This is a genomic window from Halapricum desulfuricans (assembly GCF_017094465.1).
Taxonomy (GTDB): domain Archaea; phylum Halobacteriota; class Halobacteria; order Halobacteriales; family Haloarculaceae; genus Halapricum.
The window spans coordinates 1193242-1216696 of sequence record NZ_CP064791.1 but is presented as its reverse complement, the minus strand read 5'-3'; the positions used below and the strand labels follow the sequence as shown (position 1 = coordinate 1216696).

Below are 23455 nucleotides of genomic sequence, written 5' to 3'. Positions count from 1 at the left end.
TCAGAGCCTCCCGTCGCCTTCCGAACGGGCGCGTCTGATACCCTGTGCGGTCAGAACCACCACGGCGACGATCGCGATGCCGGCGAGCGCCCACAGGATCGACGCGAAGGGCGTGCCGCCGTCGTCGGGACCAACGGGCAGGTAGTACCACTCGCTTACAGCCTTCTGTCCGGAGCGTTCGTCGTTCGCGCCGTCCCAGACGGCGAAGGCGACGTCGAGATCGTCCTCGCCAGTGATCGCCGTGCGGTTGTCGCCGTCGGGTTCAGCTTCGCGGTTGAACACGACCGACCAAGTGTCCTCCCCATCGTCGTAGCTGGCCCACGTCCGAACCGTCTCGTTTTCGAACGCCGTCGTCGATCCCTGCCCGCCAGCGAGCAGTTCCTCAGTGTCACCGTCGGCGGTCCAGTACCAGACGTTCACGAGGTTGGACTGACTCCCCATCGCGATCGCCGGCTGTTCGGACGTGTCGACCGGGATCTGGACGGCCGCCCCGTCGAGGAACGCGTTCGGGTTCGACGCGTTCCGGCTCGCTTCCGTGTCCTGCCACTGCAGCCGGACGAACACGTCACCGTCAGCGCGGGCAGCCTGGACCTCGACCGAGCGGGTGTTCACCGACTCGGCGTTCGGCAGCCCGCTCGGCGCGGCCGCCAGCGGGACTTCGGCGGCTGGAGCCTCCGCCCAGCCGTCCGCGTTCGCTCCGGAGAGGTTCCCCTCGACTGTCGGTGCCGGGACTTCCCTGGCCGGACGAGCGTCGACGAGCGCCGGAATGGCCGCCGACGCGACGACCAGGATCGCGGCGAGCCCGACGAACGTCCAGGTCGTGCGCTCAGTCATCGTCGAACACCCCCGTTCGGTCGAGGCGGTACTGCTCGGCCGGATTCGTGTCCTGTAGTATCTCCATGAGTTCGCTGTAGCCGCCGCGTTCGACCTTCTGGCGCTCCTGCTCGATCGTGTCCAGAGCGTCGTGGACCCGCTCGCCGAACAGCTGTTCGAGGTACGACCGGGGGATCCGATCGACGTCGACGGTCTCGCCGCCCTCGGAGTGCTGGGGCGGCGCGAACGGCGGGATATAGTAGACGTTCGGCGTCGTCTGGTACTCCGGATGCAGCGGGAGCGCGACCTCGTACTGCTCGACGAGCTTGTAGATCGGCCCGTCGGTATCGTCGAGATAGCCCACCAGTCGGAGCTGGGTCACACACTGATCGGCGCAGGCGGGCGGGTGGATCTCCTCGTCGGGGCCTTCCCCTTCGATCCGCGGATAACAGAAGACGCACTTCTCGGAGTTCTTCGAGACGGCGTTGTAGTAGATCTTCTTGTAGGGACAGCCCTCGACGCAGTACCGATAGCCACGACAGCGGTCCTGATCGACGAGGACGACGCCGTCCTCTTCGCGCTTGTAGACCGCCTGGCGAGGGCAGGCCTCCACACAAGAGGGGTGCGTGCAGTGGTTGCAGATCCGCGGCAGGTAGAAGTAGTAGCTGTTGGGGTGTTCGCCCGCACCCTGGTCTTCATCCCAGTTGGGACCCCACTCGGGCTTGCCGCCCTCGGGGGCGAGTTTCTTGTCCTCGCCCTCTTTGAGGATGCCCTCGTGATCGAATTCCCAGGCCTCGCCGTAGTCCTCGCTCGCGGGGATCTCGCCCGGCGTGCGCTCGGTGTGCTCGTCGGACACCCAGCCGCCGCCCTTCTCCTCCCAGCGCCGGGGGTAGCCCTTCCCGGGACGGGTCTCGACGTTGTTCCAGTACATGTACTCGGTCCCCTCGCGTTCGGTCCACAGCGTCTTGCAGGCGACCGTACACGTCTGACAGCCGATGCACTTGTTGAGGTCCATCACCATCGCGACCTGGTGGTCGACCCCGTCGGCGATCTCGAAGTTCTCATGTGCCATCAGTTATCACCCCCCTCTTTCGGGCGGACGTCACAGCGGACGTCGCTGTTCACTCCGGTCGGCCCCCAGAAATTGGGGAAGAAGTGCAGGTGTTCGCCACTGTCCTCGGGGTATTGCACCAGCTGTGTGGGTTTCATGTACATCGGGACCAGCGAGTTGAAGTTCTCGCGGTTGGGGAACTGGTATTTCTCCCAGCCGAACGGCAGCTGGACAGTGCCGGGGTCAGCCGAGGGGTAGACCTTGGCTATCGCCTCGATTTCGGAGAGGTCGTTGTAGATTTCGACCCGGTCGCCGTCTTCGATCCCGCGTCGCTGCGCGTCGTCAGGGTGGATGAACACGACTGGTTCGCCGCGGTTCAGCCTGAGCAGCTTCTCGTTGTCACGCCACGTCGAGTGGATCGCGTATCGGCCGTGAGGGGTGTTGTACCGCAGGGGATACTCCTGCTGGTCCTGCTGTTCGGGCGGGCGTTTGTGGGTCGGTAGCTGTTCGTCGAGTTCGAGGAACCAGTCGTGGTCGATGTAGTACTGCTGGCGGCCCGTGAACGTCGGCCAGGGTTCCTTGTCCTGGACGAAGTCCTTCCAGGGGGCGTAGGCTTCGCCCTCCTCGATGTCCGAGGTCCAGTGGTCGCCGGCGGCCTCGAAGCGCTGTGGCTGCTCGACCGTGTCCGCGAAGGTGATTTCACCGCCGTCGTCGGGGTTGGATTCCGTCGAGTGTTCGAGGATGAACTCGGCGGCGGCCTCGTCGTCTGCCAGCGCGCCGTCACCCTCCCCTTCCTCAGTGAGCCAGTCGCGGACGTAGTCGTCTTCGAGCGACTGCAGGTCGATCTCGCGGTCGAACTTGCGATCGTCGATCGGATCGATGTCGCGTCTCTCCGCGAGGTCCTGGATCTTCGCCGCGAGTTCCCTGAAGATCTGCCAGTCGGTCTTGGCCTCGCCGAGGGGCTCGACCGCCGGCGTGAACGGGTGCACGTACGTGTGCATGTCCGTCATGTTCAGGTCGGTCTTCTCGTAGTGACTCGCAGCCGGCAAGACGATGTCGCTGTACAGCGCCGTCGAGTCCAGCCGGAAGTTGATGTCCACCACGAGGTCGAGTTTCGGCCAGAGGTTCTCCTCGATGGCGACGTTGCCCTTCGCCTGATTGAAGAAGTTGCCACGCCAGACGAACATCGTCGACGGGTCCGGCCGGAAGCCGTCGCCGCGCTCCTCGGGGTAGACTGGCATCCAGCCCTCGTTGACCGACTCCTGGATCATCGAACGCGTCTGCTCGTCGGTGTTGTTGAGAATCCCCGCATGGAAGTAGGTCCATAGCGTCGTCGGGACGCCCCTGACGCTTCCAGTCGGGAACGAGAGGTTTTTCCAGCCGTTGAACGTCCAGATCTTCTCCTGGCCGACGTAGTGGTCGACGCCGGTCCCGTTGCGGCCGATGTGGCCGGTCAGCGTGGTGAGCAACTGGATCGCACGGTTGCCGAGGTCGTTGTGATACCAGTCGTTGACGCCCTTGCCGTGGATAATCTTCGCGGCGTCGGACTCGGCGAACTCCCGGGCGATCTTCCGGTGAGTCCGTTCGCCGACGCCGGTCTCCTCGGCGACGTACTCGGGCGTGTAGTTCGACAGTTCCTCCCGGAGATTCACCCACACCGACCGGACCGGCACCTGTCCGTCGGTCGTCGTGACCTCCTCCTCGACGGCCAGTTGCGGATCGAAGTCCAGTTCGATGGATTTGCTGGGATCGTATTTGTCCGCGCGATCGCCGAGCGAGGCGGGCGCGATCCGGGGCTCGCCGTCGCCGTCCTGCATGACCATCACTTTCTCCGGGTTCTCGACGTCCGCGCCGAGTCCGGGGACCTCGCTGGCGCGCAGGAACTTCCCGGTGTCCTCCCGGACGAGCAGCGGCATGTCCGACTGCTCTTTGACGTGGGCTTCGTCGTACAGGCCTTCGTCGACGATCGTCCGGGCCATTCCCAGCGCCAGCGCGGTGTCAGTCCCCGGGTTCGGGGAGAGCCACTCGTCGGTGTGGATCGCCGTCTGGGAGTAATCGGTGAAGACGCCGACGCGCTTGGTGCCGTTGTACTGCGCGTCGAGGAAGTACTTCGCGTCCGGGATGCGCGTGACGTTGATGTTCGAACCCCACGCGATGATGTAGTCGGCGTTGTACCAGTCGGCCGATTCGGCGTTGTCGGTCTGGTGACCCCAGGTGATGGGCTGGCCCGGCGGCAGGTCCGAGTACCAGTCGTAGAAGCTGTGGCTGACCCCGCCGAGCAGGTTGATCAGCCGCGTCCCCGAGGCGAAAGAGACTGGACTCATCGCCGGGATCGGCGTGAACCCCGAGATAGCGTCGTACCGGCCTTCGGTCACCTCGTCGATGACGTGTTCTGCGATCTCGGTCAGGGCCCTGTCCCAGGAGATCCGCTCCCACTGGCCCTCGCCGCGCTCGCCGGTGCGCCGCAGCGGGTATTTCACGCGCTGGTCGGCGTCGACGTAGTCGCTGAAGCAAGCCCCCTTGTTACAGCCCCTGGGGCTCGGGTCCGGGAGGTTCTCGTCGAATCGCGGGTAGTCGTTTGCCTGTTGTTCGCGCCAGACCTGCCCGTTCTTGACGTAGACCTGCCACGAACAGGAGCCGGTGCAGTTGACGCTGTGGGTCGACCGGGAGATCGAGTCCCAGTCCCACTCCTCGCGGTAGAGGTCCTCCCAGTCCCGATAGGGATAGGAGCCGATCGGGTCGTCGACGAGTTCGAGGTTGTTCAGTCCCTGTTCCGCGATCGTCGCGCCGGTGACGCCGACGACGCTTGCGACGCCGGCCCCTTTCAGGAAGTCCCGGCGCGAGACGTCGCCGTCCGGCTGGTCGTTGTTACTACTCATTGGTTGTGATGAAGACGGTGATAGTTCCGATAGCGATACCGACGACCACGAGCGTCGCGCCGGCACTGCCCGTGGGCCCGACCTCCAGGCCGGCCGCGACCAGCGCCAGCCCGAGCAGTTTGCTCGCGGTGTCCAGTCGACTGTACGTCCGCGCCGAGAGCGCGATCTCAGTCATCGCCCAGCACCTCCCCGGCCGACCCCGTCGAGGGCTCACGGAGCGTCCGATAGACGATCCCGAACGCGAGTACCGGCCCGAGGATCAGCGCCGCGAGCAACAGCGGGTTCAGCGTGCCGGTGCTGAGGCCTGTCGCTCTCGCGGCGAGGTTGTTCATCCCACCGAGCGAGGCGAGCATGATGAACACAACTGCCGAGACGCCCACGCTGGTCTGCCACGGCCGATTGAGCGGATCCGCCGTGAAGTGGACGGGCTCTTCCTCACGATCGATGAACGGCCACGCGAAGATGACCAAGAAGATCAGCCCCGGGATGCCGAGCCCGCCGATGAACTCCGCGCTGACGTGGATCCCAACCACGGGAATCGTGAACGAGAGCCACGACGGCAACAGCTTGAGGAAGCCGTACAGCCACATCAAAAACCAGTCCGGCATGATCAGATCGGGCGTCCCAGCCGGATTGTTCGGGCCGTATGCAGCGATGTTGTGTACCGGCAGGAAACCGGCCAACAGCGACAGGGTCGCTAGCGTCAGGAAGAACACCACCGCCGAGACGGCGGCCTGGTTCGGGAACGCGGGCAGGCCGACGACGACGGTGTCGTCCTCGCGGTCGACGGCCCGGTCGCCACCGTCGCTCGCCGGCGACGCGATGTCGTCCTCGCGCTGGGCTTCAGTGTGTTTCTGACGGATCAGAATAACCATGTGGACGGCAAGGAAGGCGACGATCAGTACCGGAATCACCAGCACGTGGAGGAAGTACAGCCGCGGGATAGTCGCGCTGGAGGGGAACGATCCCCCAAAGACGACTTTCGCCAGAATGTCCCCGACGACCGGAATCGCCGTCGTGACGTTGAACCCGATCCCGGTCGCCGTCGCGGCGAACTCATCGAACGGCAAGGCGTATCCGGTGTAGGCCGCCCCGATCGCCAGAATCGCCAGGACCGTGCCGACGATCCAGTTGGGCTCGCGGGGGTTCCGGTAGGAGCCGGTGAAAAACACCCGGAGCATATGCAGGCCGATCGAAGCGACGAACAGATGGGCAGCCCAGTGGTGGAACCGCCGGATAAACATACCGAAGGGCACGTCGTACGTGATCTGCAGCACCGACGCGAAGGCGGCCGGCAGCTCCTCGCCCTGGAACTTCGCGACGCTGCCCTCGTAGGTCGTCGCCGAGGTCGACGGCTCGAAGAAGAAACCGAGGAAGATCCCGGTTAGCGCGAGCATGACGAAGCAGAACAGCGCGATCTCCCCCAGCAGGAACGAGTCCTCGGCCGGGAACGCCTTGCCGCCGAACTCCTCGGCGTCGTCCAGGTCGAACCGGTCGTCGGCCCACTGATACAGCATCTGAGCCAGCGACATCACTCACCACCGGGGCCGATCGGCCCCTCGAAGTCGCCTGTCGCGATCAGATAGCCGCCGCTGGAGATCGTGATCGGCAGCTGCGGCAGCGGGCGCGGCGCGGGTCCGCCGACAACCGAGGCCCCGCCCTTGGGATTGAACTTCGCGTAGTGGCACGGACAGACCCACGTCGAGTTCTCCCGGTCGTCGACCATACAACCCGCGTGCGTGCACACTTTCGAGTACGCGGCGTATCCGCCAGCGGTGAAGGCCATGTTCGTCCCGCCGCCGTACGCCGACTCCGGGAAGCGAACGAGTAGCGTCGGCGCGTCATCCAACCCCGGCCGTGGCTCGGGAAACACAGTGAGTTGTTCGCCCTCACTGAGACGCGACTCCATGATCCGGTCGCCGTTGCCGTCGACGAGCGGGATCTCGTCGCCGTATATCGGGCCGGTGTACTCCCGTTCGAAGACGCGCTGTAACCCGGCCAGCGGCGCTGCCAGGCTCGCGACGGCGGTGAGGCCTCCGACGGTCGCCAGCGCCTTCGCGTAATCGCGGCGCTGCATCTCGGCTCTGGCGTCAGTGTAGATGCTCGGCCGGACCGGTTCGCCGCTGTCACACGTCTCACAGTCGTCGGTGTGGTCGTGCCCGTCCATCAGTCGTGCCCCCTGTGTTCGGCGACCTCGACGTGTGGCATGAACCAGGCGTAGTACGCCACTGTCAGCGCGGCCAGCGAGAGGAACATGCCGGTCGCGTACAGCCCGAAGTACTGGGTGCGCGCCAGCGTCAGGTACTCGCCGGTGAACAGCGCCGCGAAGACGATGGCGAGTACCGTCAGCGCACCCATCGCGGCCAACCCCTCGATCGATTCGGTCGCCTCGTGGTACGCGACCACCCAGCGGCGGTCGGTGTCGATCCACGACCACCCCGGCTGGCCGCCGTCGGCCGCCGCGTCGGGTGGTCTAACTGCACGATTCATGAAGCGGTGGGCGGCGACGAGCGTCCCGAAGAGGCCGAAGAGAGCGACCCAGATGATCACGCCGACCTGACTCGGTGAGAGCTTGTTCGGCGTGTCGACGATGCTCTCCAGGGGCTGCATCTCCGAGACACTCCTGTCTATCGCGACCTCTTCCGACGGCGGTTCGCCGTGCAGCGCGACGAACCACATCGGCAACAGGACCACGAGCACCACCGCGACTATCACGAGTGTCTTCCTATTCATGGTTTGATACTCACACTGCGGGACCGCGTCCGCCAGCGGCCTCGCCACAGTGTGGACTCGTTCATCCGATTCTCACCGCTCGACAGTATCCCCAAACCCTAATGTCTAAGGGCCTTTATGTAATAAATATAATGCATATATTCGGGGTCAGATTTATACAGCCACGAAAAAGCAACGGTCAAATATCTCGAAGAGGGCCGAATATGTTCGCGGATACTGGTATGGGATAGTGCCAGCAACTACGATCTATGACCGGGATCTGTGCCGAGATCCGCGTCGACGGGCCAGCAGTGTGCCAGCTGGCGGACGCGTCGGGCACGGTCTCGTCGGTCTCCCGGGGGACGCGAGCGGACGACGAGGGGACTGTCACTGAGGAGTTTACGGTCAGCGACGACGAACAGTGGGCCGAGGAGTTCGAGGCCGAACCGATCTTCTCCTACGACGATCGAACGGTCTATCGGTTCTCGCGTGCGGCTGATCAAGACTGTGTCTGCGAGCTCGTCGAGCAAACCGGCTGTACGGTCAGAGGGATTCAGGTCGTCGACGGATCAGTCGTGTTGACCTTCCTGACGACGGACCTCACGACAGTCCGTGACGTGATCGCGGACCTGCGGGACACACACGAGGGCGTTCGGATACGCCGACTGACGCGATCGGACGACGACCAGGGCGACGACAGCACTATCGTCGATCTGAACGTGCTGACCGCGCGCCAGCGCGAGGTGCTCGATACGGCCTACGAGATGGGGTATTTCGAGTACCCGAAAGAAGCCACCGCGAGCGAGGTCGCGGACGCGCTGGACGTCGCGACGCCGACGTTCACCGAACACCTCGCGGCCGCCCAGCACAACCTACTCGCGGAACTCCTCGATACGGAACAGTCACAGCTGCCCCGGTCGGGCGTCTGATCGGAGTCGGCGTCCGCCGTCTCTTCGCGCGGCCGTCGTCCGCGCGCGGATGTGTTGCGACAGCCCGGCGGAGCAGCCGGGAGAATCAGTCCTCGATCCGTTCGGCGTACGCCTCGGCGGAGAGAAGCCCGTCGAGTTCGTCGGCGTCGTCGAGCTCCAGTTCGACGAGCCAGCCGTCGCCGTACGGCTCCTCGTTGATCAGTTCGGGGCGGTCGAGCAGCGCCTCGTTGACCGCGGTCACTTCGCCGGAGGCCGGCATGTACACGTCCGAGACGGCCTTGATACTCTCGACGACGGCGAACTCCGCACCCGCGTCGAACTGGTCGCCTTCCGCCGGGAGTTCGACGAAGACCACGTCGCCGAGTTCGTCCTGTGCGACGTCCGAGACGCCGACGCGTGCGGTGCCGTCGGTCACGTCGATCCATTCGTGGGAGTCGAGGTAGCGCAACCCTTCGGGGATGTCGAAGCTCATCTATCGAGAAATGGTGTGGCCCTGATACGTGCTTTCTTCGGTTCGTCCCTGACAATCACCCGAACGGTCTCGTCGGGCTCCGCGTACTCATTATCGACGTACGCCAGCCCGATCGAGACACCGAGCGTCGGACTCATCGTCCCGCTGGTGACGTGGCCAATCTCCTCGTCATCCGGCGTCGTGACGGTGTGGCCGTGGCGCAACACGCCGCGGTCGAGCAGTTCGACGCCGCAAAGAGTCTCTTCGACCCCCGCTTCCCGGGCCGCCTCGAGCGCGTCTCGACCGACGAAGGCGGTGTCGAGATCGACGACGAAGCCGATCCCCGCCTCGTAGGGGGTCCGGGGCTGTTCGTCGGGATCGAAGTCCTGCCCGGAGAGCAACAGTCCCATCTCCAGGCGCAGGGTGTCCCTGGCGCCGAGGCCGCACGGTTGCACGTCAAAGGCGTCCCAGACCCCGGTTGCCTCCGCCCACGGTGTTAGTATCTCGAAGCCGTCCTCGCCGGTGTAGCCCGTCGCCGCGACCAGACAGTCCACGCCGGCGATCGTCGCCCGCTCGATTTCGAACCGATCGAGCGTGTACCGGCTGTCGGTCACGGTCTCGTACCGAGCGGGCGCGTCCGGCCCCTGGACCGCGATCATCGCCCAGTCCGTCGTGGTATTGTCGATCTCGGCGTCGAGATCGAACGCCGAGCGAATCCACCGACACCGGTCGGCCATCGCCGCGTCGTTGCCGGCGTTGGGGACGAACAGGTACGTCTCGCCGTCCGGGAGCCGGTAGACGACCGTGTCCTCGAGCATGATACCCTCCTCGTCGGTGATCGCCGCGTACTGCGCCTCGCCGGGATCGAGCGCGGCCACGTCGTTCGTCGTGAGTCGCTGCAACAGCGCTGCCGCGTCGGGGCCGGTCACTTCGATCTGACCCATATGGGAGACATCGAACTTGCCGGCTGCCTCGCGGACGCGCTGGTGTTCTCCCCTGATCGAGTCGAACTCGACCGGCATCTCCCAGCCGCCGAAGTCGGTGAAACTGGCTCCTCGATCATCGTGGCGTCGGTAGAGTGGCGTCTGACGGTCCATACGCAAGGGGCGGCAGGAACGGTGGTAATTCTTTGGACCGACGACCGATTCAGGTCGCGAGATTCACTTCCCTTCGAACTCCGGATCGCGGTCCTGCTGGAAGGCGGCCAGCCCCTCCCAGACGTCGTCGGTCGTAAACAGGTGTCCGAACGCGGACGCCTCGACTTCCAGCCCGGCGTCGGTGTCGTCGCGGCCCGCGAGTATCGCGCGTTTCGTGAACTTCTGAGCGATCGGTGGGCCAGCAGCCAACTCCCGCGCCAGTTCCCAGGCCCGCTCTTCGAGGCCCCCGCTATCGACGACCTCGTTGACGAACCCGTAGTCGGCCATCGTCTCGGCGTCGTAGTCGTTGCGGGCCGTGAAGATGATCTCCTTGGCCCGTCCCTCCCCGACGATAGCGCTGAGCCGCTGTGTCCCGCCCCAGCCCGGCAACAGACCGAGATCGTGCTCCGGCTGACCGAACTGTGCGCCCTCGCCGGCGATCCGCATGTCCGCGGCCGTGGCCAGTTCCATCCCGCCGCCGAGACAGTAGCCGTCGACCGCCGCGACGACCGGTTTGGGACACTCCTCGAACGCGCCGAAGACCTGCTGTCCGTACCGCGAGAGCTCGGTCGCTTCGAGCCCGCTGCCCGGGGCGGCTGAAGCGGCGTCGAACCCGGCGGAGAACGCCCGGTCGCCGGCACCTGACACGAGCAGCGCCCGGACGTCGTCGTCCTCCTGTAGGCTTTCGACGGCCTGATCGATCTCCTCGAGCATCTGGACGGTGATCGAGTTCATCCGGTGCGGGCGGTCGATCTCAATGTGACCCACGCGATCCTCGACCGTGACGGAGATCTGTTCGTACGCCCGAGTGTCCGTTTCGTCCCCGCCGTCGGGATAGAACCCGCCATCGTCCGCGATCCTTTCGAGCGCGTCGCTGACTGCGTAGCGCGGATGGCCCGTCTCGGCGTGTCGCTCTTCCAGGGTCTCGACGAGCGTCGTGACGCCCGCCTCGTCGGCCAGTTTGCCGGGACCCTCGGGGAACCCGGCGCCGAGCATCATCGCCTCGTCGATGGCCTCGATCGGCGCGACGTCGTTGTCGATCAGCCTGGCCGTCTCGTTCGCCAGCACCGCGAGCAGGCGGCGTTCGATCGCCGGATCGCCCGCGTCAGTGGGAATCGCGACCCCCTCGTCGTGGTCGTACCATCCCTCACCGGTCTTCTCGCCGAACTGCTCGGCCTCGACTTTGTCAGTCAGCAGCGGACACGGTTCGTAGGCTTGCCCGAGTTCCGAGTTGACGTACTCCAGCACGTGGTGAGCGACGTCGTTGCCGACCTGGTCGGCGAGCTCGAACGCTCCCATCGGCAGGCCGATGTCGTACTTGCTCGTGCTGTCGACGGTCGCGATGTCGGCGTCGCCCTCGTGGACGGCCCAGCACGCCTCGTTCAACAGCGGCGTGAGCACGCGATTGACGATGAATCCCGGGCTGTCCTTGCGCACCCTGACCGGCGTCTTCCCGAACGCCTCGGCCAGGGCTTCGATCGCCTCGATGGTGTCGTCGCTCGTGTGTGCGCCGGTGATCACTTCGACCAGTTGCATCCGCACGGGCGGGTTGAAAAAGTGCATCCCACAGAACTGCTCGGGGCGGTCGGTAACCTCCGAAAGATCGGTGATCGAGAGGCTGGACGTGTTCGTCGCGAAGATCGCCCGATCGGGGGCGTGTTCGGCTACCTCCTCGTACACGTCGATCTTGATATCCATGACCTCCGGTACGGCCTCGATGACGACGTCGGTGTCTTCGAGGGCCGCCGAGAGATCGACCAGCAGCGAGATCCGGTCCAGAACCGTCTCGGGATCCGCGTCCAACCGGTCCTTCTCAGCGAGTTTGTTCAGCGACCACTCGATGTTCTCGTATCCCGCTCGTACGAGGTCGTCTTCGACGTCGCGCAACCGCACGTCGTACCCCGCAATCGCCGCAACTTCGGCGATACCGTGACCCATGTTCCCCGCACCGAGGACTGTGATCGTCGTGATGTCGTCGACATCCATACGCGTGCTCTGTTCTGGCACACGAATGAAGTTTTCCTTCCCGGAAAATCGTCATAATACTAGTGCCGATAGATCGCTTGGTGTATCGCACCCAGTTTACTATCACTTTACAGAGAAAACTTGGATTGGTCAAATCGATGCGGCGCCGAGAGAGCGGCCTTTGGAACCGGCTCACAGACGTTTCCAAATCCTTATATGCCAGGTTTGATCACGTAAAACGTACCACGGGGCTCCGGGACGGCCCGGTAGACCAAGTATGTCGCCCGGCCGCTACACTGACTCGACAGAATCGACCGGAGGGGGCCCGGATGTCACGGACGGGGATCCGGAGCCACTCCCGCTATACCGGCGGGTATACCGCTGGGTGACGCCGACGTTCGTCCGCCGCCGTCTCGGAATGAAGCTCCTCGTCTCGCTGCTGCTCGTCGTCGTTCTCATCGGCCTCATCGGGCTCGTCACGTACGTCGAGATTCAGGGGACGATCCAGGAGGAAGCGACGGCCGAACTCGAAACGACCGCACAGTTGCGTGCCGAGAGTGTCGGCCAGTGGATCGCCGGGACGCGCGCCCAGACAGCCCTGGCCGCCGATCCGGAACTGGCACCAAACGAGACGGACATGGGTGCGTATCTCTCAGCGGCGAAAGACGGCGGCGGCGATTCGATCATCGACATCCACTACGTCGATTCGAACAGCGTGCTCGCGAGTACGAACGACGACTATACCGGTCGTGAGCTCGCGGTCGTCGGAGCGGACTGGGCCGGGCCGCTCGACCGCCTGGGGAGCGATCCGGACGCCATCGCGGTTTCGAACCGGTCGTACACTGTCGACGGCGAGCGGGCCATCGCGCTGGTCGGCCGGACAACAGCGGATCGGGCGGTCGTCGTCGTCAGCCAGTTCGATCCCGAACTCACCGACAACGACATCGACACAGCGCTCGTGACCGCGAACGGAGAGCGAGTCCTGACGACCGACTCCGATACCGAGTTCGAGCGGACGGACGGGTTTTCGACGGCGATCGAGGAGCGGACGGTCCGCACAGTCGAAACCGATGACGAAGTGCGCACGTACGTCCCAATCGAGGGGACCGACTGGGTCGCGGTCTCGACCGCCTCGAAGGACAACCTCTACGGCGTGAGTGCGACCGTCGGGCGTAACGTGGTCGTGTTGACTTTGGCAGCGCTGGTATCGCTAGGGGTCGTCGGGCTCGTCATCGGCCGGAGCACGGTCGTCCCGCTGGTCCACCTCAGAGAGCAGATCCGGGAGATCGAGTCCGGATCGCTCGACGTCGATCTCGAGACGACCCGCGAGGACGAGATCGGCCGGCTGTTCGGGGCCTTCGAGAACATGCGCGACGCGCTCGAACAGCAGTTTCAGGACGCTCGGCAGGCCAGACACGAGGCCGAGAGCTCCCGCCAGGAGATGGAACGGCAGCACCGCCGGCTCGATCAGTTCGCCTCGACGCTGAGCCACGACCTCCGGAACCCGCTCGCGGTCGCCCGAGGCCATGTCGAACTGCTGCGGACGAAACTCACCGATTCACAGTCGGAGCTGACCGAACACGTCGAGAAGATCGACGGCGCCCACGACCGGATCGATTCGATCATCGGCGACGTGCTCACGCTGACCCGCAAGGGCGAATCCGTCGAGGAATCCGATCGGTTCGAACTCGAAGACGCCGCCAGGGAGGCCTGGCGCAATATCGACAGCAAGGACGCTACCCTCGAGATCGAGAACAGCATCTCGATCGAGGGCGATCGGAGTCGACTCCTGCGGGCGTTCGAGAACCTGTTCCGGAACTCGATCGATCACGTCGGCCCCGAGGTGACGGTGACGGTCGGTCTGACCGAGGACGGCTTTTACATCGAAGACGACGGCCCGGGGATCCCGGACGAGGAGATGGATTCGATCTTCGAGTACGGCCACACGACCAGTGAGGACGGGACCGGACTGGGCCTGTCGATCGTCAAGACGATCGCCGAAGCCCACGGCTGGTCGGTGTGGATCGACGGCACGTCGGGTCGCGGCGCCCGGTTCGTCTTCTCGGACGTCTTCGGGAGCGAAGACCGACTGTTCGAGCAATCAGAGTTTACCTGGCAACACGCCCGAACTGACGACTAGCGACCGCCACGGCAGCGCGAGGTCGCGAACGGACAGGAACGGCACGCGAGCCGTCCGGCGTCTCAGACCTACGCCAGGTCCTCGATCGTCGCGACGATCTCCTCGGCGTACTCCTCGGTGCCGAGCTTCTCGGCGCCCTCGAGCTGTCGTTCGAGGTCGTACGTGACCTTGCCCGCGGAGATCGTCTGCTCGACGGCGTCGCGAACGAGGTCCGCGGCGTCGTCCCAGCCCATGTAATCGAACATCAGGCGGCCCGAGAGGATCATCGCAGTCGGGTTGGCCATGTTCTGGCCGGCGCGCTTGGGTGCGGAACCGTGGACCGGTTCGGCCAGGACGCGGGCGTCGCCGAAGTTGGCTCCCGGTGCGATACCGAGGCCACCGATCTGGGCACCCGCGGCGTCAGAGAGGTAATCGCCGTTGAGGTTCGGCATCGCCAGCACGTCGAACTCGTCGGTACGCAGCTGCATCCACTGGAGCATCGCGTCGGCCAGCCGTTCCTCGACCATGACGGCATCCTCGGGGATGTCGACCTCGTCCTGGGTCTCCCACAGCGAGTCGGGTGCGGCGAAGACCTCCTCGTCGGGATACTCCTCCTCGGCGACCTCCATGCCCCAGTCGCCGAACTGCCCCTCGGTGAACTTCATGATGTTGCCCTTGTGGACGAGCGTGACCTTGTCGCGGTCGTGCTCGATGGCGTAGTCGATGGCCTTCCGAACCAGCCGTTTGGAGCCGAACTCGGTGATCGGCTTGATACCGATGCCGATCGGGCCGTCGTGCATCGTCTCGTCGAAGCCCATCTCGTCCTCGACGAAGTCCCGGACCTGCTCGACATCGTCGGTGCCGGCCTCCCACTCGATGCCGGCGTAGACGTCCTCGGTGTTCTCCCGGAAGGTCACCATGTCCATCTCCTCGGGCGCCTTCATCGGCGAGGGGACGCCGTCGAGGTAGTACGTCGGGCGGACGTTGGCGTAGAAATCAAGCGTCTGTCGGAGCGCGACGTTCAGCGATCGAAAGCCGGCACCGACCGGCGTCGTGAGCGGCCCCTTGATGGCCACGCGAAACTCGTCGATGGCGTTGACGGTGTCCTCCGGCAGGTTCTCGTCGTACTTCTCGCGGCCGGACTCGCCGGCGTAGACCCGCATCCAGGCGATATCCCGGCCGGTCGCGTTGGCGGCGGCGGTCAGGACTTTCTGGGCGGCCGGCCCGACGTCCTTGCCGATGCCGTCCCCGTGGAGGATGGGAACGATCGGGGTCTCCGGAATGTCGAGAGCGTCGTCTTTCTCGTCGATGACTTCGATCGGCTGGCCCTCCTCGGGCACCTCGATCTTGTCGTAACTGTAGTTCATAATCGTCTACACGGACGCCCAGGGCGGATAAAAGAGCTACCATTGCGGCGAGCGGTCAGTGAAAAGTTAAGACGCGGACGACGTAACGATAGCGCATGGACGTGATCGTGCACGGCGGGGCGGGCCCGAAGCCCGAACAGCCGTCCGAGCGAGCAGCGACGCTGTCGAAGGCGGCCACGCGCGGCGCCGAGGCCGCGTCGCCGGTCGACGCAGTCGTCGCCGCTGTTCGCTGGCTGGAGTCGGCACCCCGGTTCAACGCGGGCGTCGGGAGCGCCGTCCAGAGCGACGGGACGATCAGGACCGATGCCGGGATCATGACCGGCCGCGGGTCCGCCGGGGCCGCCTGTTCGATGCCGGGTGTCGAACACGCCGTCGAAGTCGCCCGCGTCGTCATGGCCTCGACGCCGCACGTGTTGCTGGCCGGCGAACACGCCGTCGACCTGGCGGCGTCGTTCGGGATCGAGACGCGCGTCGACCTCTGGACCGAGCGCACCCGGGAGCGCTGGAACGAGGTCGAACCGCCGATGACGGGAATTCACGACCAACTCACCTGGGTGCGTGATCACTTCGCCGGCCACGACACCGTCGGCGCCGTCGCGACCGATGGCCAGCGCATCGCAACCGCGACCTCGACCGGCGGACGCTGGTTCGCACTGGCTGGCCGGGTGGGTGACGTTCCCCAGATCGGATCGGGGTTCTACGCGAGTGAGGCCGGCGGCGCCAGCGCGACCGGTGCGGGCGAGGACATCGCCCGTGAAACACTGGCCAGACGGGCCGTCCGGCGCCTCGAGGAGGGGGCCGACCCCCAGACGGCTGCCGACCGGACGGTCGAGTCGTTCGCGACAACTCACGACAGCGTCGCCGGCGTCATCGTGATGGATACCGACGGCAACGCCGGGTCCGCCCACTGTGGCGAGTCGATGCAAACCGCCATCGAGAGCGTCTGACTTCGATTGCTTCGGAGTTGGGAACGGCGGAACGCAAACGCTTTCGGTCGCGGGGGTCGAACGACCGGGACATGAGTGAGGTCGATCTGACGAGCGAACAGTACGAGAAGTGCCGCGAAGCCGGCGAGATCCTCGCGGAAGTGCGCGACGAGGCCGCCGAGATGGTCGAGGTCGGTGCGTCCCATCTCGAAGTCGCCGAGTGGGCCGAAAACCGGATCCGCGAACTTGGCGGGGAGCCCGCATTCCCGGTGAACATCTCTATCGACGAGGAAGCCGCCCACGCGACCCCGAGCATCGGCGACGACAGCACCTTCGGCGAGGAACTGGTCAACCTCGACATCGGCGTCCACGTCGACGGCTGGCTGGCCGATACTGCCGTCACGGTCAACCTCTCGGGTCACGACGAACTGACCGAGGCGTCCGAGGAGGCGCTCGACACCGCCATCGAACTGGTGGAACCGGGCGTCGAGACCGGCGAGATCGGGGCGGCCGTCGAGGAGGTTATCGACGGGTACGGCTTCAATCCCGTCGTGAACCTCACCGGCCACGGACTGGGCCACTGGGAGCAGCACACGACGCCGAACATCCCCAATCGCGAGGTGTCACAGAGCACGACCCTTGAAGCCGGGGACGTCGTGGCGATCGAGCCGTTCGCGACGGACGGCAGCGGGAAAGTCAGCGAGGGGAGCGACGAGGAGATCTTCGCCCTGGATAGTGAAGGATCAGTCCGGGATCGGACCGCGCGGCAGGCGCTCAACCAGGTCGTCGAGGAGTTCAAGACACTCCCCTTCGCGACCCGATGGCTCGACGTCTCCCGGCCGAAGATGGCGCTGCGTCGCCTCAAACAACAGGGGATCGTCCACGGATACCCCGTCCTCAAAGAGGACGACGGACACTACGTCAGCCAGAAAGAGCACACGATCATCGTCACCGAGGACGGCGCCGAGGTGACGACGCGGTCGCGGTGATCGGTCACTTCCGCAGGTCCGCCCGACGGAGTGAAATCAAACGTTGTTCATTCGCACGGCCGTCTGCTCGCCACAGACCAGACATTCTTTGACTCGATAGGGCTCGCGCGAGAACTCGGCGTTGTCCTGACGGTCGCTTTCGGTCACCAGCCGCAGCGAGACAGAATGGACTGTTTCCCGTCCACAGTTCTCACAGCACTCGGATCGCTCGGTACGTGCCCCGACTTGCGTTGCCATGTGGTCGATCGTTCTTCGGACAGGGGTATAAAAACGGCCGACTGTTCCGCACTGTTTACACCCTAATCGCCCGATGGGAGACTGATACCCCAGATACGTCTGTAGATGAGATTAGATCGTTTATACTCGTGTCTCGATGATCCTCATCGGTCAGTCGGCTGAAAACGGCCGACAGATTTAAAATCAGATAGTAGACTGCGAACAGCACATCTATCAATCGCGCTGCCGGAACGTCGTCTATGGATCAGGTGTTCGCGCCGTGGCGAATCGAATGGGTGAGACGCCCACACGAGGATCCCGAAATCGACGGGTGCGTGTTCTGTGAACTCCCGGATCTGGATTCCGATCGGAAGTACAACCTGGTCGCCCGCAGCGAGCACGCCTTCGTGCTGTTGAACAACTACCCGTACAACCCCGGGCACGCGATGGTCATCCCCTACGAGCACGCGGGCAAATACGAGACGCTGGACCCCGAGATCCTGTTCGACCACGCCAGACTCCAACAGCGGACCGTCGAGGCGGTCCAGTCGGCGATGGACCCGGACGGGCTGAACGTCGGGATGAATCTCGGCGGGGACGCGGCCGGCGGCTCGATCGACGACCACCTGCACACCCACGTCGTCCCGCGCTGGGACGGGGACGCCAACTTCATGACGGTCATCTCGGAGACGAAGGTCATCGTCGAAGCCCTCGAAGACACCTACGACCGGTTGCACGACGCGTTCGCCGCCCAGGACGGGGCAACCGTTCCCGAGACGGGCGGCGCCGTCGAGATCGAGACCACGTCGAAGCCGATTTGACCACCCACGACGAAAGGGGCGGTAATGTCGGCGTCCCGCCGGTCCGTGTTACGCCGGGTCGGACTCCTCGTGCTCGCGGCCAACGCCGCGCTCGTCATCGCGAAGGGTGCCGTCTGGTGGTACACCGGCAGTCTGGCCGTCCAGTCGGAAGCCGTCAACAGCCTCGCCGACAGCGTCTACAGTATCGTCACGGTCGGCGGGCTGTACCTGACGACCCGACCACCGGATTTCGAGCACCCCCACGGCCACGAGCGGATCGAGCCGTTCGTCTCGCTGTTCGTCGCGCTCGGGGTCTTCGCCGCCGGCTTCGGCGTCCTCTTTCAGGCCGGACGGGCGATCCTCGGCGGGAACGTGGCCGTCACGCGGAACCTCGCAGCGGTGGCCGTACTGGCCGCCACCGTCGCGGTCAAGTACGGCCTCTATCGGTACGTCGCCGGGATAAGCAAGGAATACAACTCCCCGGCGCTGTACGCTACGGCCATCGACAACCGCGCCGACGTGCTCACCGCCAGCGCGGCGCTCGCCGGGGTCGTCGGTGCCAGCCTGGGCTATCCGCTACTCGACCCGATCGCCGCCGTCGTCGTCGGGTTCGGGATCCTGTACACAGGCGTCGAGATCGTCCGGGACAACGTCAACTACCTGGTCGGCCGCGCGCCGCCGGACGACCTTCGAGCCCGGATCATCAGGCGCGCGCTCGTCCATCCGGACGTCGAAGGCGCCCACGACGTGATCGCCCACTACGTCGGCCCGGAGATCGACGTGAGCCTCCACATCGAAGTCGAGGGCGACCGCACCCTGCGGGAGGCACACGACATCGAGACCGCGGTCATCCAGTCGATCCAGTCCATCAAGGCGGTCGACGACGTGTTCGTCCACGTCGACCCGAAAGAGCTCGGCGAGTGGAAACACGACGACGAGATCGACCGGCTGATCGAGGCCGACGAACGGCCTCCCGAATGATGAGATTGGGTAGGGAGCCATCGGAACGACCCGGGGGGATACCACCAGTACCGCCCGTGACCGAAACGGACGTTTTCGCTCGGTGAGAATTACCTGCGTGTTATTTTCTACCACAGTGCGTAGCGATAAGTAGAGGGGCCATGACCGTTAGAGATCACATGACAGTGGGCGTCGAGACGGCGGGGCCGGATGCGACCGTCGAGGCGCTGGCAATGCGACTCGAACAGGCCGACGTTGGGTGTCTCATCATCGAGGAGGAGATGCAGCCAGTCGGGATCGTCACGGACCGAGACCTGGCGACGCGCGTTGACGCGCGCGACCGTCCCGCCTCGGACGTACCAGCCAGGGACGTGATGACGGCGGACCCGGTGACGATCTCGGCGGACGCCGACGTGTTCGCTGCGCCGCGGATCATGCGCGACAACGCGGTCCGACGGCTCATCGCCGTCAACGACAACGGGACGGTCGTCGGGATCATCACGCTCGATGATCTGATGCGACTGTTCGTGGACGGGATGGACGATCTGACGGACGTGATCGACGCCGAATCGCCCATCTACTGATCGAGCACGTTCCCTCTCCGAACGAGCCGGGACGGTAGATCGCGCTTCGCAAACTCTATGCCGTAGAGCGCGGGACGGCAAAGCGTGAGCGAGGGGACGCGACTCGCCGACGCCAGTCGGGAAAACCGGGTGCTCGTCTGGAAGTTCTACCTCTATCGGGCGACTCTCTCGGAAGGGTTCGTCTACCCGATTATAACGCTGTATCTCCTCGCGCGCGGGCTGAGCGACGGGGACGTCGGGCTCGTCAACGGGCTCTTTTTCGCCGGTGTCGTCGGTGCGGAGATCCCGACGGGCTACGTCGGCGACAAGATCGGTCGGCGCAACAGCCTGATCGTCAGCACGCTTCTGATGTCGGTATCGATGTTCGCGTTCACGGTGTCCGGCTCAGTGCCGGCGTTCTCGGCGGTGTACGTCTTCTGGGGGATCGCGCTGACCTTCCGTTCGGGGACCGGCTCGGCGTATCTCTACGACATGCTCGAGGAGCGACTGGACACCGACGAGTACTCGAAGATCACCGGGCGCGGCGGGGCGGCGTTTCTGGTCACCTCGGCGATCACCTCGATCGCCGGCGGCGTGCTCTACGGTATCGACCACCGGATCCCCTTCGTCGCCGCCGGATTCATCACCGCCTCGGGCGCGCTCGTGTTGCTCTCGATGCCCGAGACCGAACAGTACGCCGAAAGGGAGGGCGGAAGCGCGTTTTCCGCACGTGACGCCTGGGAGACGGTCCGGGAGAAGTTTCTCGCACCCGAGCTTCGGACGTTCATCGTCTACACTGCACTGCTGCTGTCGATCCCGGAGCTGGCGGACCTGTACATCCAGCCGATCGTCGTCGAAGCGGGCGTCCCCGAGCAGTCGCTCGGCGTACTGTACGCGGGGTTCATGCTCGTGACGGCCTTCGCGTCCTACAACATCGACCGCGTCCGGGACCGGGTGGGGATCGGCGGCTGGTTCGCCGTCGCGCCGGTGCTCATGGCCGCGGCTCTGGCCGGCATGCTGGTCGAGCCCTGGCTCGCGATCCCCGGGTTCGTCGGCATGCGGATCGTCAAGAGCCTCTCGTACGCCTTCCGGGGCCAGTACCTCAACGATCACCTCCCGTCGCTGGGCCGAGCGACCGTCCTGAGCACGGCCTCGATGGTCTATGGCGTCTCCTTTGTCGTCTTCCGGATCGGCGGCGGTGCCGTCGCAGACGCCGTCGGGCCGAAACTCGCGATCGTCGCACTCGCGATCGCCGTCGCCGTCCTGACCCAGTCGCTGCGGCTGTTCAGCGATCCCGTCCGGGACGCAGGGAGTAACTGATCCCTACGTTACCCGGGCGAGCCATCGACCACAGCCCGATGCTGCGCTAGACATATAGGGATAGAATATAGTCTATGTGATATGGACACGCCGGTCCGGGTACTGTACGTCCACAGCGGGCACGAATCCGGAGACACGGCGGCGACTCGCCTGCAGCGAGCGGACGAGCAGCTCACGGTCGTGACAGCACAGCGTGCCGAGGCAGGGCTGGACCGGCTCGAGGAAGGGGCGATCGACTGTGTAATCAGCGACTACGAACTGCCCGGAATGGACGGGATCGAGTTCGTACGAGCCGTTCGGGACCGATATCCGGAGCTACCGTTCGTGCTCTTTTCGGGTCGCGACTCCGGATCGTTAGCCAGTCGAGCGCTCGGTGCCGGCGCGACGGACTATCTACAGAAGGGCGCAGGGCAGTACGCGGAACTCGCCGACCGGCTCCTCGACGCCTACGGAGCATACCAGAACCGACAGGATCGGGAAGCAACAATGGATCTCTATCGGACGACACTGAATAGCATGTCCGATGCCGTTCTCATCACCGACGACGACGGCGCGTTCACGTACGTCTGTCCGAACGTCGAGTTCATCTTCGGCTACACGGCCGAGGAAGTCGAGGAGTTGGGAACGGTCGAGGCGCTGTTCGACGAGTCGCTGTTCGACCGGGAGACGCTCGAAACGGACGACGAGATATCCAACGTCGAAACCGATATCACGGACAAGTCCGGGGATCAGCGGACCGTCCTCGTCTCGATCAAACAGGTCTCGATACGGGAGGGGACGACGCTGTATACGGTTCGAGACATCACGGACCGGAAGGAAAACGAACGCGAGCTCCGGCGCTACAAGCGGATGATCAACACGATGCTGGAGTCGGCCTGCATCTACACGGAAGACGCCCGTTTCGACGTCGTCAACGAGTACCTCGCTGACTTCTACGAGGTGTCCCGCGAAGAACTGGAGGGCCAAAAGAGCAACCTCGTCCCGATGATCCGGGAACAGGCCGACGGCGATCCCTTCCGCGAGCTACTCGCGGGCGAGCGTGCGGAGGCCCGTGGCGAGGTCGCCGGCGAGTTCCCCGAAGCCGGGTACCAGGTGCTCGATTATCGGCTGACACCGATGGTCATCGACGGCGAGGTCGAGGGCGTCGTCGGCGTCACTCGTGAGATCACCGAGCGCCGGGAACGCGAGCGTGACCTGAAGGAGACGAACGCGTTGCTGTCGACGCTGTTCGAGACGTTGCCGGCCGGCGTCATCGCCGAAGACGAGGACCGGAATATTCTAGCGGTGAACGATCGGTTCTTCGAGTTGTTCGGGATCGCTGGCCAGTCGGATGACGTGATCGGAGAGGACTGCAAGCGACTGGCTCGGGAAGCGAGTGAACTGTTCGCCGACGGCGAGCGGTTCGTCGACCGAACCGAAGCTGTGATCCAGCAGCGCGACCCGGTGAACCGGGAAGACCTGCGACTGGACGACGGTCGTACCTTCACACGCAGCTATCAGCCGATCGAGTTGGGCGAAGGGAACGGCCACCTGTGGGTATACCGGGACGTCACCGAACGGAAAGAGCGCGAGCGGACGCTCCGCCGGGAGCGTGACCGGCTCGACGAGTTCGCGAGCGTCGTCTCACACGACCTCCGGAACCCGCTGCACGTCGCGCAGGGCCGACTCGAACTCGCACGGGAAGACGCCGAGAGCGAACACCACGACGCGATCGCGAATGCCCTCGATCGGATGGACGGCCTGGTCGAGGACTTGCTGGCGCTAGCTCGGGAAGGTGAGACGGTCCGGAACCGACAACCGGTCGAACTTGCGGACCTCGTCGAGGACTGCTGGCGGAACGTCGCGAGCGGCGACGCGACGATCCGTATCGAATCAGATCTGGTCGTCCAGGCCGACAGGAGCCGCCTCCGACAGCTGCTGGAGAACCTCTTCCGGAACGCGATTGACCACAGCGGCGACGACGTGACCGTCACCGTCGGGGAAACGACCGACGGCTTCTACGTCGAGGACGACGGTCCGGGCATCTCGCCGGAGAAGCGCGATCGGGTCTTCGAGGCCGGGTATTCGACAGCCTACAAGGGGACCGGGTTCGGACTGAGCATCGTCAAAGAAGTCGCCGAAGCACACGGGTGGGAGATCCGTGTGACCGACGGTTCTAACGGGGGCGCCCGCTTCGAGATTACCGGGATCGAGTAACCGGCCGGCACAGTCGGCCCACCCGCGGACATGCGAGCGTCTGACAAACGATTAAGTACGAGG

At 64.9% G+C, this 23455-nt stretch carries 21 protein-coding genes; 9 read left to right on the top strand and 12 right to left on the bottom strand.

Going from position 1 to position 23455, the window contains the following annotated elements:
- Genes HSEST_RS06190 through HSEST_RS06160 form a run of 7 tightly spaced genes read right to left on the bottom strand, consistent with a single transcriptional unit; the run spans position 1 to position 7476 of the window.
- The gene (locus HSEST_RS06190; protein ID WP_229122822.1) at positions 1 to 834 is read right to left on the bottom strand and encodes an ethylbenzene dehydrogenase-related protein; all 834 of its coding nucleotides are present in this window, start codon (positions 832 to 834) and stop codon (positions 1 to 3) included.
- Complete coding sequence (locus tag HSEST_RS06185) at positions 827 to 1885, bottom strand: 4Fe-4S dicluster domain-containing protein (protein ID WP_229122821.1); 1059 nt, start codon at positions 1883 to 1885, stop codon at positions 827 to 829. The genes HSEST_RS06190 and HSEST_RS06185 overlap by 8 nt, the downstream gene beginning before the upstream one ends.
- Positions 1885 to 4743 (bottom strand): molybdopterin-dependent oxidoreductase, encoded by a 2859-nt coding sequence (locus HSEST_RS06180; RefSeq protein ID WP_229122820.1) that lies wholly within the window; start codon positions 4741 to 4743, stop codon positions 1885 to 1887. The genes HSEST_RS06185 and HSEST_RS06180 overlap by 1 nt, the downstream gene beginning before the upstream one ends.
- Entirely contained in the window at positions 4736 to 4918 is a 183-nt protein-coding gene (locus HSEST_RS06175) for a hypothetical protein (RefSeq protein WP_229122819.1), read from the bottom strand. The genes HSEST_RS06180 and HSEST_RS06175 overlap by 8 nt, the downstream gene beginning before the upstream one ends.
- Positions 4911 to 6275, bottom strand: coding sequence for a cytochrome b (locus HSEST_RS06170; RefSeq protein WP_229122818.1), 1365 nt, complete (start codon positions 6273 to 6275; stop codon positions 4911 to 4913). The genes HSEST_RS06175 and HSEST_RS06170 overlap by 8 nt, the downstream gene beginning before the upstream one ends.
- Entirely contained in the window at positions 6275 to 6910 is a 636-nt protein-coding gene (locus tag HSEST_RS06165; RefSeq protein WP_229122817.1) for a ubiquinol-cytochrome c reductase iron-sulfur subunit, read from the bottom strand. Before HSEST_RS06165 ends, HSEST_RS06170 begins: the two co-directional genes overlap by 1 nt.
- On the bottom strand, positions 6910 to 7476 hold the full coding sequence (locus HSEST_RS06160; protein ID WP_229122816.1) for a hypothetical protein: 567 nt from the start codon (positions 7474 to 7476) through the stop codon (positions 6910 to 6912). The genes HSEST_RS06165 and HSEST_RS06160 overlap by 1 nt, the downstream gene beginning before the upstream one ends.
- 248 nt (positions 7477 to 7724) lie before the next feature.
- On the opposite strand from HSEST_RS06160, the gene HSEST_RS06155 reads away from it, so the two are divergent.
- Positions 7725 to 8384 (top strand): helix-turn-helix domain-containing protein, encoded by a 660-nt coding sequence (locus tag HSEST_RS06155; protein WP_229122815.1) that lies wholly within the window; start codon positions 7725 to 7727, stop codon positions 8382 to 8384.
- Between the two features lie 85 nt (positions 8385 to 8469).
- Here the strand turns inward: HSEST_RS06155 and gcvH are convergent, their stop codons facing one another.
- From gcvH to HSEST_RS06140, 3 genes are all read right to left on the bottom strand, one after another.
- Positions 8470 to 8856, bottom strand: coding sequence for a glycine cleavage system protein GcvH (gcvH, locus tag HSEST_RS06150; protein WP_229122814.1), 387 nt, complete (start codon positions 8854 to 8856; stop codon positions 8470 to 8472).
- Complete coding sequence (gcvT, locus tag HSEST_RS06145) at positions 8853 to 9932, bottom strand: glycine cleavage system aminomethyltransferase GcvT (RefSeq protein ID WP_229122813.1); 1080 nt, start codon at positions 9930 to 9932, stop codon at positions 8853 to 8855. Before gcvT ends, gcvH begins: the two co-directional genes overlap by 4 nt.
- Positions 9933 to 9995: 63 nt before the next feature.
- Positions 9996 to 11957 carry a 3-hydroxyacyl-CoA dehydrogenase/enoyl-CoA hydratase family protein gene (locus HSEST_RS06140; protein ID WP_229122812.1) on the bottom strand — a complete coding sequence of 654 codons (1962 nt, stop codon included), beginning with the start codon at positions 11955 to 11957 and terminating at the stop codon, positions 9996 to 9998.
- 256 nt (positions 11958 to 12213) lie between these two features.
- Between HSEST_RS06140 and HSEST_RS06135 the strand changes: the two genes are divergently transcribed.
- Entirely contained in the window at positions 12214 to 14076 is a 1863-nt protein-coding gene (locus HSEST_RS06135; RefSeq protein ID WP_229122811.1) for a sensor histidine kinase, read from the top strand.
- A 68-nt stretch (positions 14077 to 14144) separates the two neighbouring features.
- Here HSEST_RS06135 and icd read toward each other — a convergent pair whose 3' ends face one another.
- On the bottom strand, positions 14145 to 15422 hold the full coding sequence (gene icd / locus HSEST_RS06130; RefSeq protein WP_229122810.1) for an NADP-dependent isocitrate dehydrogenase: 1278 nt from the start codon (positions 15420 to 15422) through the stop codon (positions 14145 to 14147).
- 95 nt (positions 15423 to 15517) lie between these two features.
- Here icd and HSEST_RS06125 point away from each other — a divergent pair, with 95 nt between their 5' ends.
- Positions 15518 to 16369 carry an isoaspartyl peptidase/L-asparaginase gene (locus HSEST_RS06125; protein ID WP_229122809.1) on the top strand — a complete coding sequence of 284 codons (852 nt, stop codon included), beginning with the start codon at positions 15518 to 15520 and terminating at the stop codon, positions 16367 to 16369.
- Positions 16370 to 16440: 71 nt separating this feature from the next.
- Positions 16441 to 17337 carry a type II methionyl aminopeptidase gene (gene map / locus HSEST_RS06120; protein WP_229122808.1) on the top strand — a complete coding sequence of 299 codons (897 nt, stop codon included), beginning with the start codon at positions 16441 to 16443 and terminating at the stop codon, positions 17335 to 17337.
- Positions 17338 to 17373: 36 nt separating this feature from the next.
- Here the strand turns inward: map and HSEST_RS06115 are convergent, their stop codons facing one another.
- Positions 17374 to 17574, bottom strand: coding sequence for a hypothetical protein (locus HSEST_RS06115; RefSeq protein ID WP_229122807.1), 201 nt, complete (start codon positions 17572 to 17574; stop codon positions 17374 to 17376).
- Positions 17575 to 17813: 239 nt separating this feature from the next.
- On the opposite strand from HSEST_RS06115, the gene HSEST_RS06110 reads away from it, so the two are divergent.
- From HSEST_RS06110 to HSEST_RS06090, 5 genes are all read left to right on the top strand, one after another.
- Positions 17814 to 18374 carry an HIT family protein gene (locus HSEST_RS06110; RefSeq protein ID WP_229122806.1) on the top strand — a complete coding sequence of 187 codons (561 nt, stop codon included), beginning with the start codon at positions 17814 to 17816 and terminating at the stop codon, positions 18372 to 18374.
- 24 nt (positions 18375 to 18398) lie between these two features.
- Positions 18399 to 19334: a cation diffusion facilitator family transporter gene (locus HSEST_RS06105; protein ID WP_229122805.1), complete on the top strand. Its 936-nt coding sequence runs from the start codon at positions 18399 to 18401 to the stop codon at positions 19332 to 19334.
- Positions 19335 to 19474: 140 nt separating this feature from the next.
- The gene (locus HSEST_RS06100) at positions 19475 to 19897 is read left to right on the top strand and encodes a CBS domain-containing protein (RefSeq protein ID WP_229122804.1); all 423 of its coding nucleotides are present in this window, start codon (positions 19475 to 19477) and stop codon (positions 19895 to 19897) included.
- A gap of 84 nt (positions 19898 to 19981) precedes the next feature.
- Positions 19982 to 21196: an MFS transporter gene (locus tag HSEST_RS06095; protein ID WP_229122803.1), complete on the top strand. Its 1215-nt coding sequence runs from the start codon at positions 19982 to 19984 to the stop codon at positions 21194 to 21196.
- Positions 21197 to 21277: 81 nt separating this feature from the next.
- Positions 21278 to 23392, top strand: coding sequence for a PAS domain S-box protein (locus tag HSEST_RS06090; protein WP_229122802.1), 2115 nt, complete (start codon positions 21278 to 21280; stop codon positions 23390 to 23392).
- The last annotated feature ends 63 nt before the right edge of the window (positions 23393 to 23455 follow it).

Excerpts from the sequence above, each read along its gene's own strand:
- HSEST_RS06125 (WP_229122809.1), top strand. The coding sequence starts at position 15,518 with ATGGACGTGATCGTGCACGGCGGGGCGGGCCCGAAGCCCGAACAGCCG.
- HSEST_RS06165 (WP_229122817.1), bottom strand. The coding sequence starts at position 6,910 with ATGGACGGGCACGACCACACCGACGACTGTGAGACGTGTGACAGCGGC.
- HSEST_RS06185 (WP_229122821.1), bottom strand. The coding sequence starts at position 1,885 with ATGGCACATGAGAACTTCGAGATCGCCGACGGGGTCGACCACCAGGTC.
- gcvH (WP_229122814.1), bottom strand. The coding sequence starts at position 8,856 with ATGAGCTTCGACATCCCCGAAGGGTTGCGCTACCTCGACTCCCACGAA.
- HSEST_RS06155 (WP_229122815.1), top strand. The coding sequence starts at position 7,725 with ATGACCGGGATCTGTGCCGAGATCCGCGTCGACGGGCCAGCAGTGTGC.
- HSEST_RS06105 (WP_229122805.1), top strand. The coding sequence starts at position 18,399 with ATGTCGGCGTCCCGCCGGTCCGTGTTACGCCGGGTCGGACTCCTCGTG.
- HSEST_RS06160 (WP_229122816.1), bottom strand. The coding sequence starts at position 7,476 with ATGAATAGGAAGACACTCGTGATAGTCGCGGTGGTGCTCGTGGTCCTG.
- HSEST_RS06110 (WP_229122806.1), top strand. The coding sequence starts at position 17,814 with ATGGATCAGGTGTTCGCGCCGTGGCGAATCGAATGGGTGAGACGCCCA.
- HSEST_RS06115 (WP_229122807.1), bottom strand. The coding sequence starts at position 17,574 with ATGGCAACGCAAGTCGGGGCACGTACCGAGCGATCCGAGTGCTGTGAG.
- HSEST_RS06180 (WP_229122820.1), bottom strand. The coding sequence starts at position 4,743 with ATGAGTAGTAACAACGACCAGCCGGACGGCGACGTCTCGCGCCGGGAC.
- icd (WP_229122810.1), bottom strand. The coding sequence starts at position 15,422 with ATGAACTACAGTTACGACAAGATCGAGGTGCCCGAGGAGGGCCAGCCG.
- HSEST_RS06090 (WP_229122802.1), top strand. The coding sequence starts at position 21,278 with ATGGACACGCCGGTCCGGGTACTGTACGTCCACAGCGGGCACGAATCC.
- map (WP_229122808.1), top strand. The coding sequence starts at position 16,441 with ATGAGTGAGGTCGATCTGACGAGCGAACAGTACGAGAAGTGCCGCGAA.
- gcvT (WP_229122813.1), bottom strand. The coding sequence starts at position 9,932 with ATGGACCGTCAGACGCCACTCTACCGACGCCACGATGATCGAGGAGCC.
- HSEST_RS06175 (WP_229122819.1), bottom strand. The coding sequence starts at position 4,918 with ATGACTGAGATCGCGCTCTCGGCGCGGACGTACAGTCGACTGGACACC.
- HSEST_RS06190 (WP_229122822.1), bottom strand. The coding sequence starts at position 834 with ATGACTGAGCGCACGACCTGGACGTTCGTCGGGCTCGCCGCGATCCTG.
- HSEST_RS06100 (WP_229122804.1), top strand. The coding sequence starts at position 19,475 with ATGACCGTTAGAGATCACATGACAGTGGGCGTCGAGACGGCGGGGCCG.
- HSEST_RS06140 (WP_229122812.1), bottom strand. The coding sequence starts at position 11,957 with ATGGATGTCGACGACATCACGACGATCACAGTCCTCGGTGCGGGGAAC.
- HSEST_RS06170 (WP_229122818.1), bottom strand. The coding sequence starts at position 6,275 with ATGTCGCTGGCTCAGATGCTGTATCAGTGGGCCGACGACCGGTTCGAC.
- HSEST_RS06135 (WP_229122811.1), top strand. The coding sequence starts at position 12,214 with ATGTCGCCCGGCCGCTACACTGACTCGACAGAATCGACCGGAGGGGGC.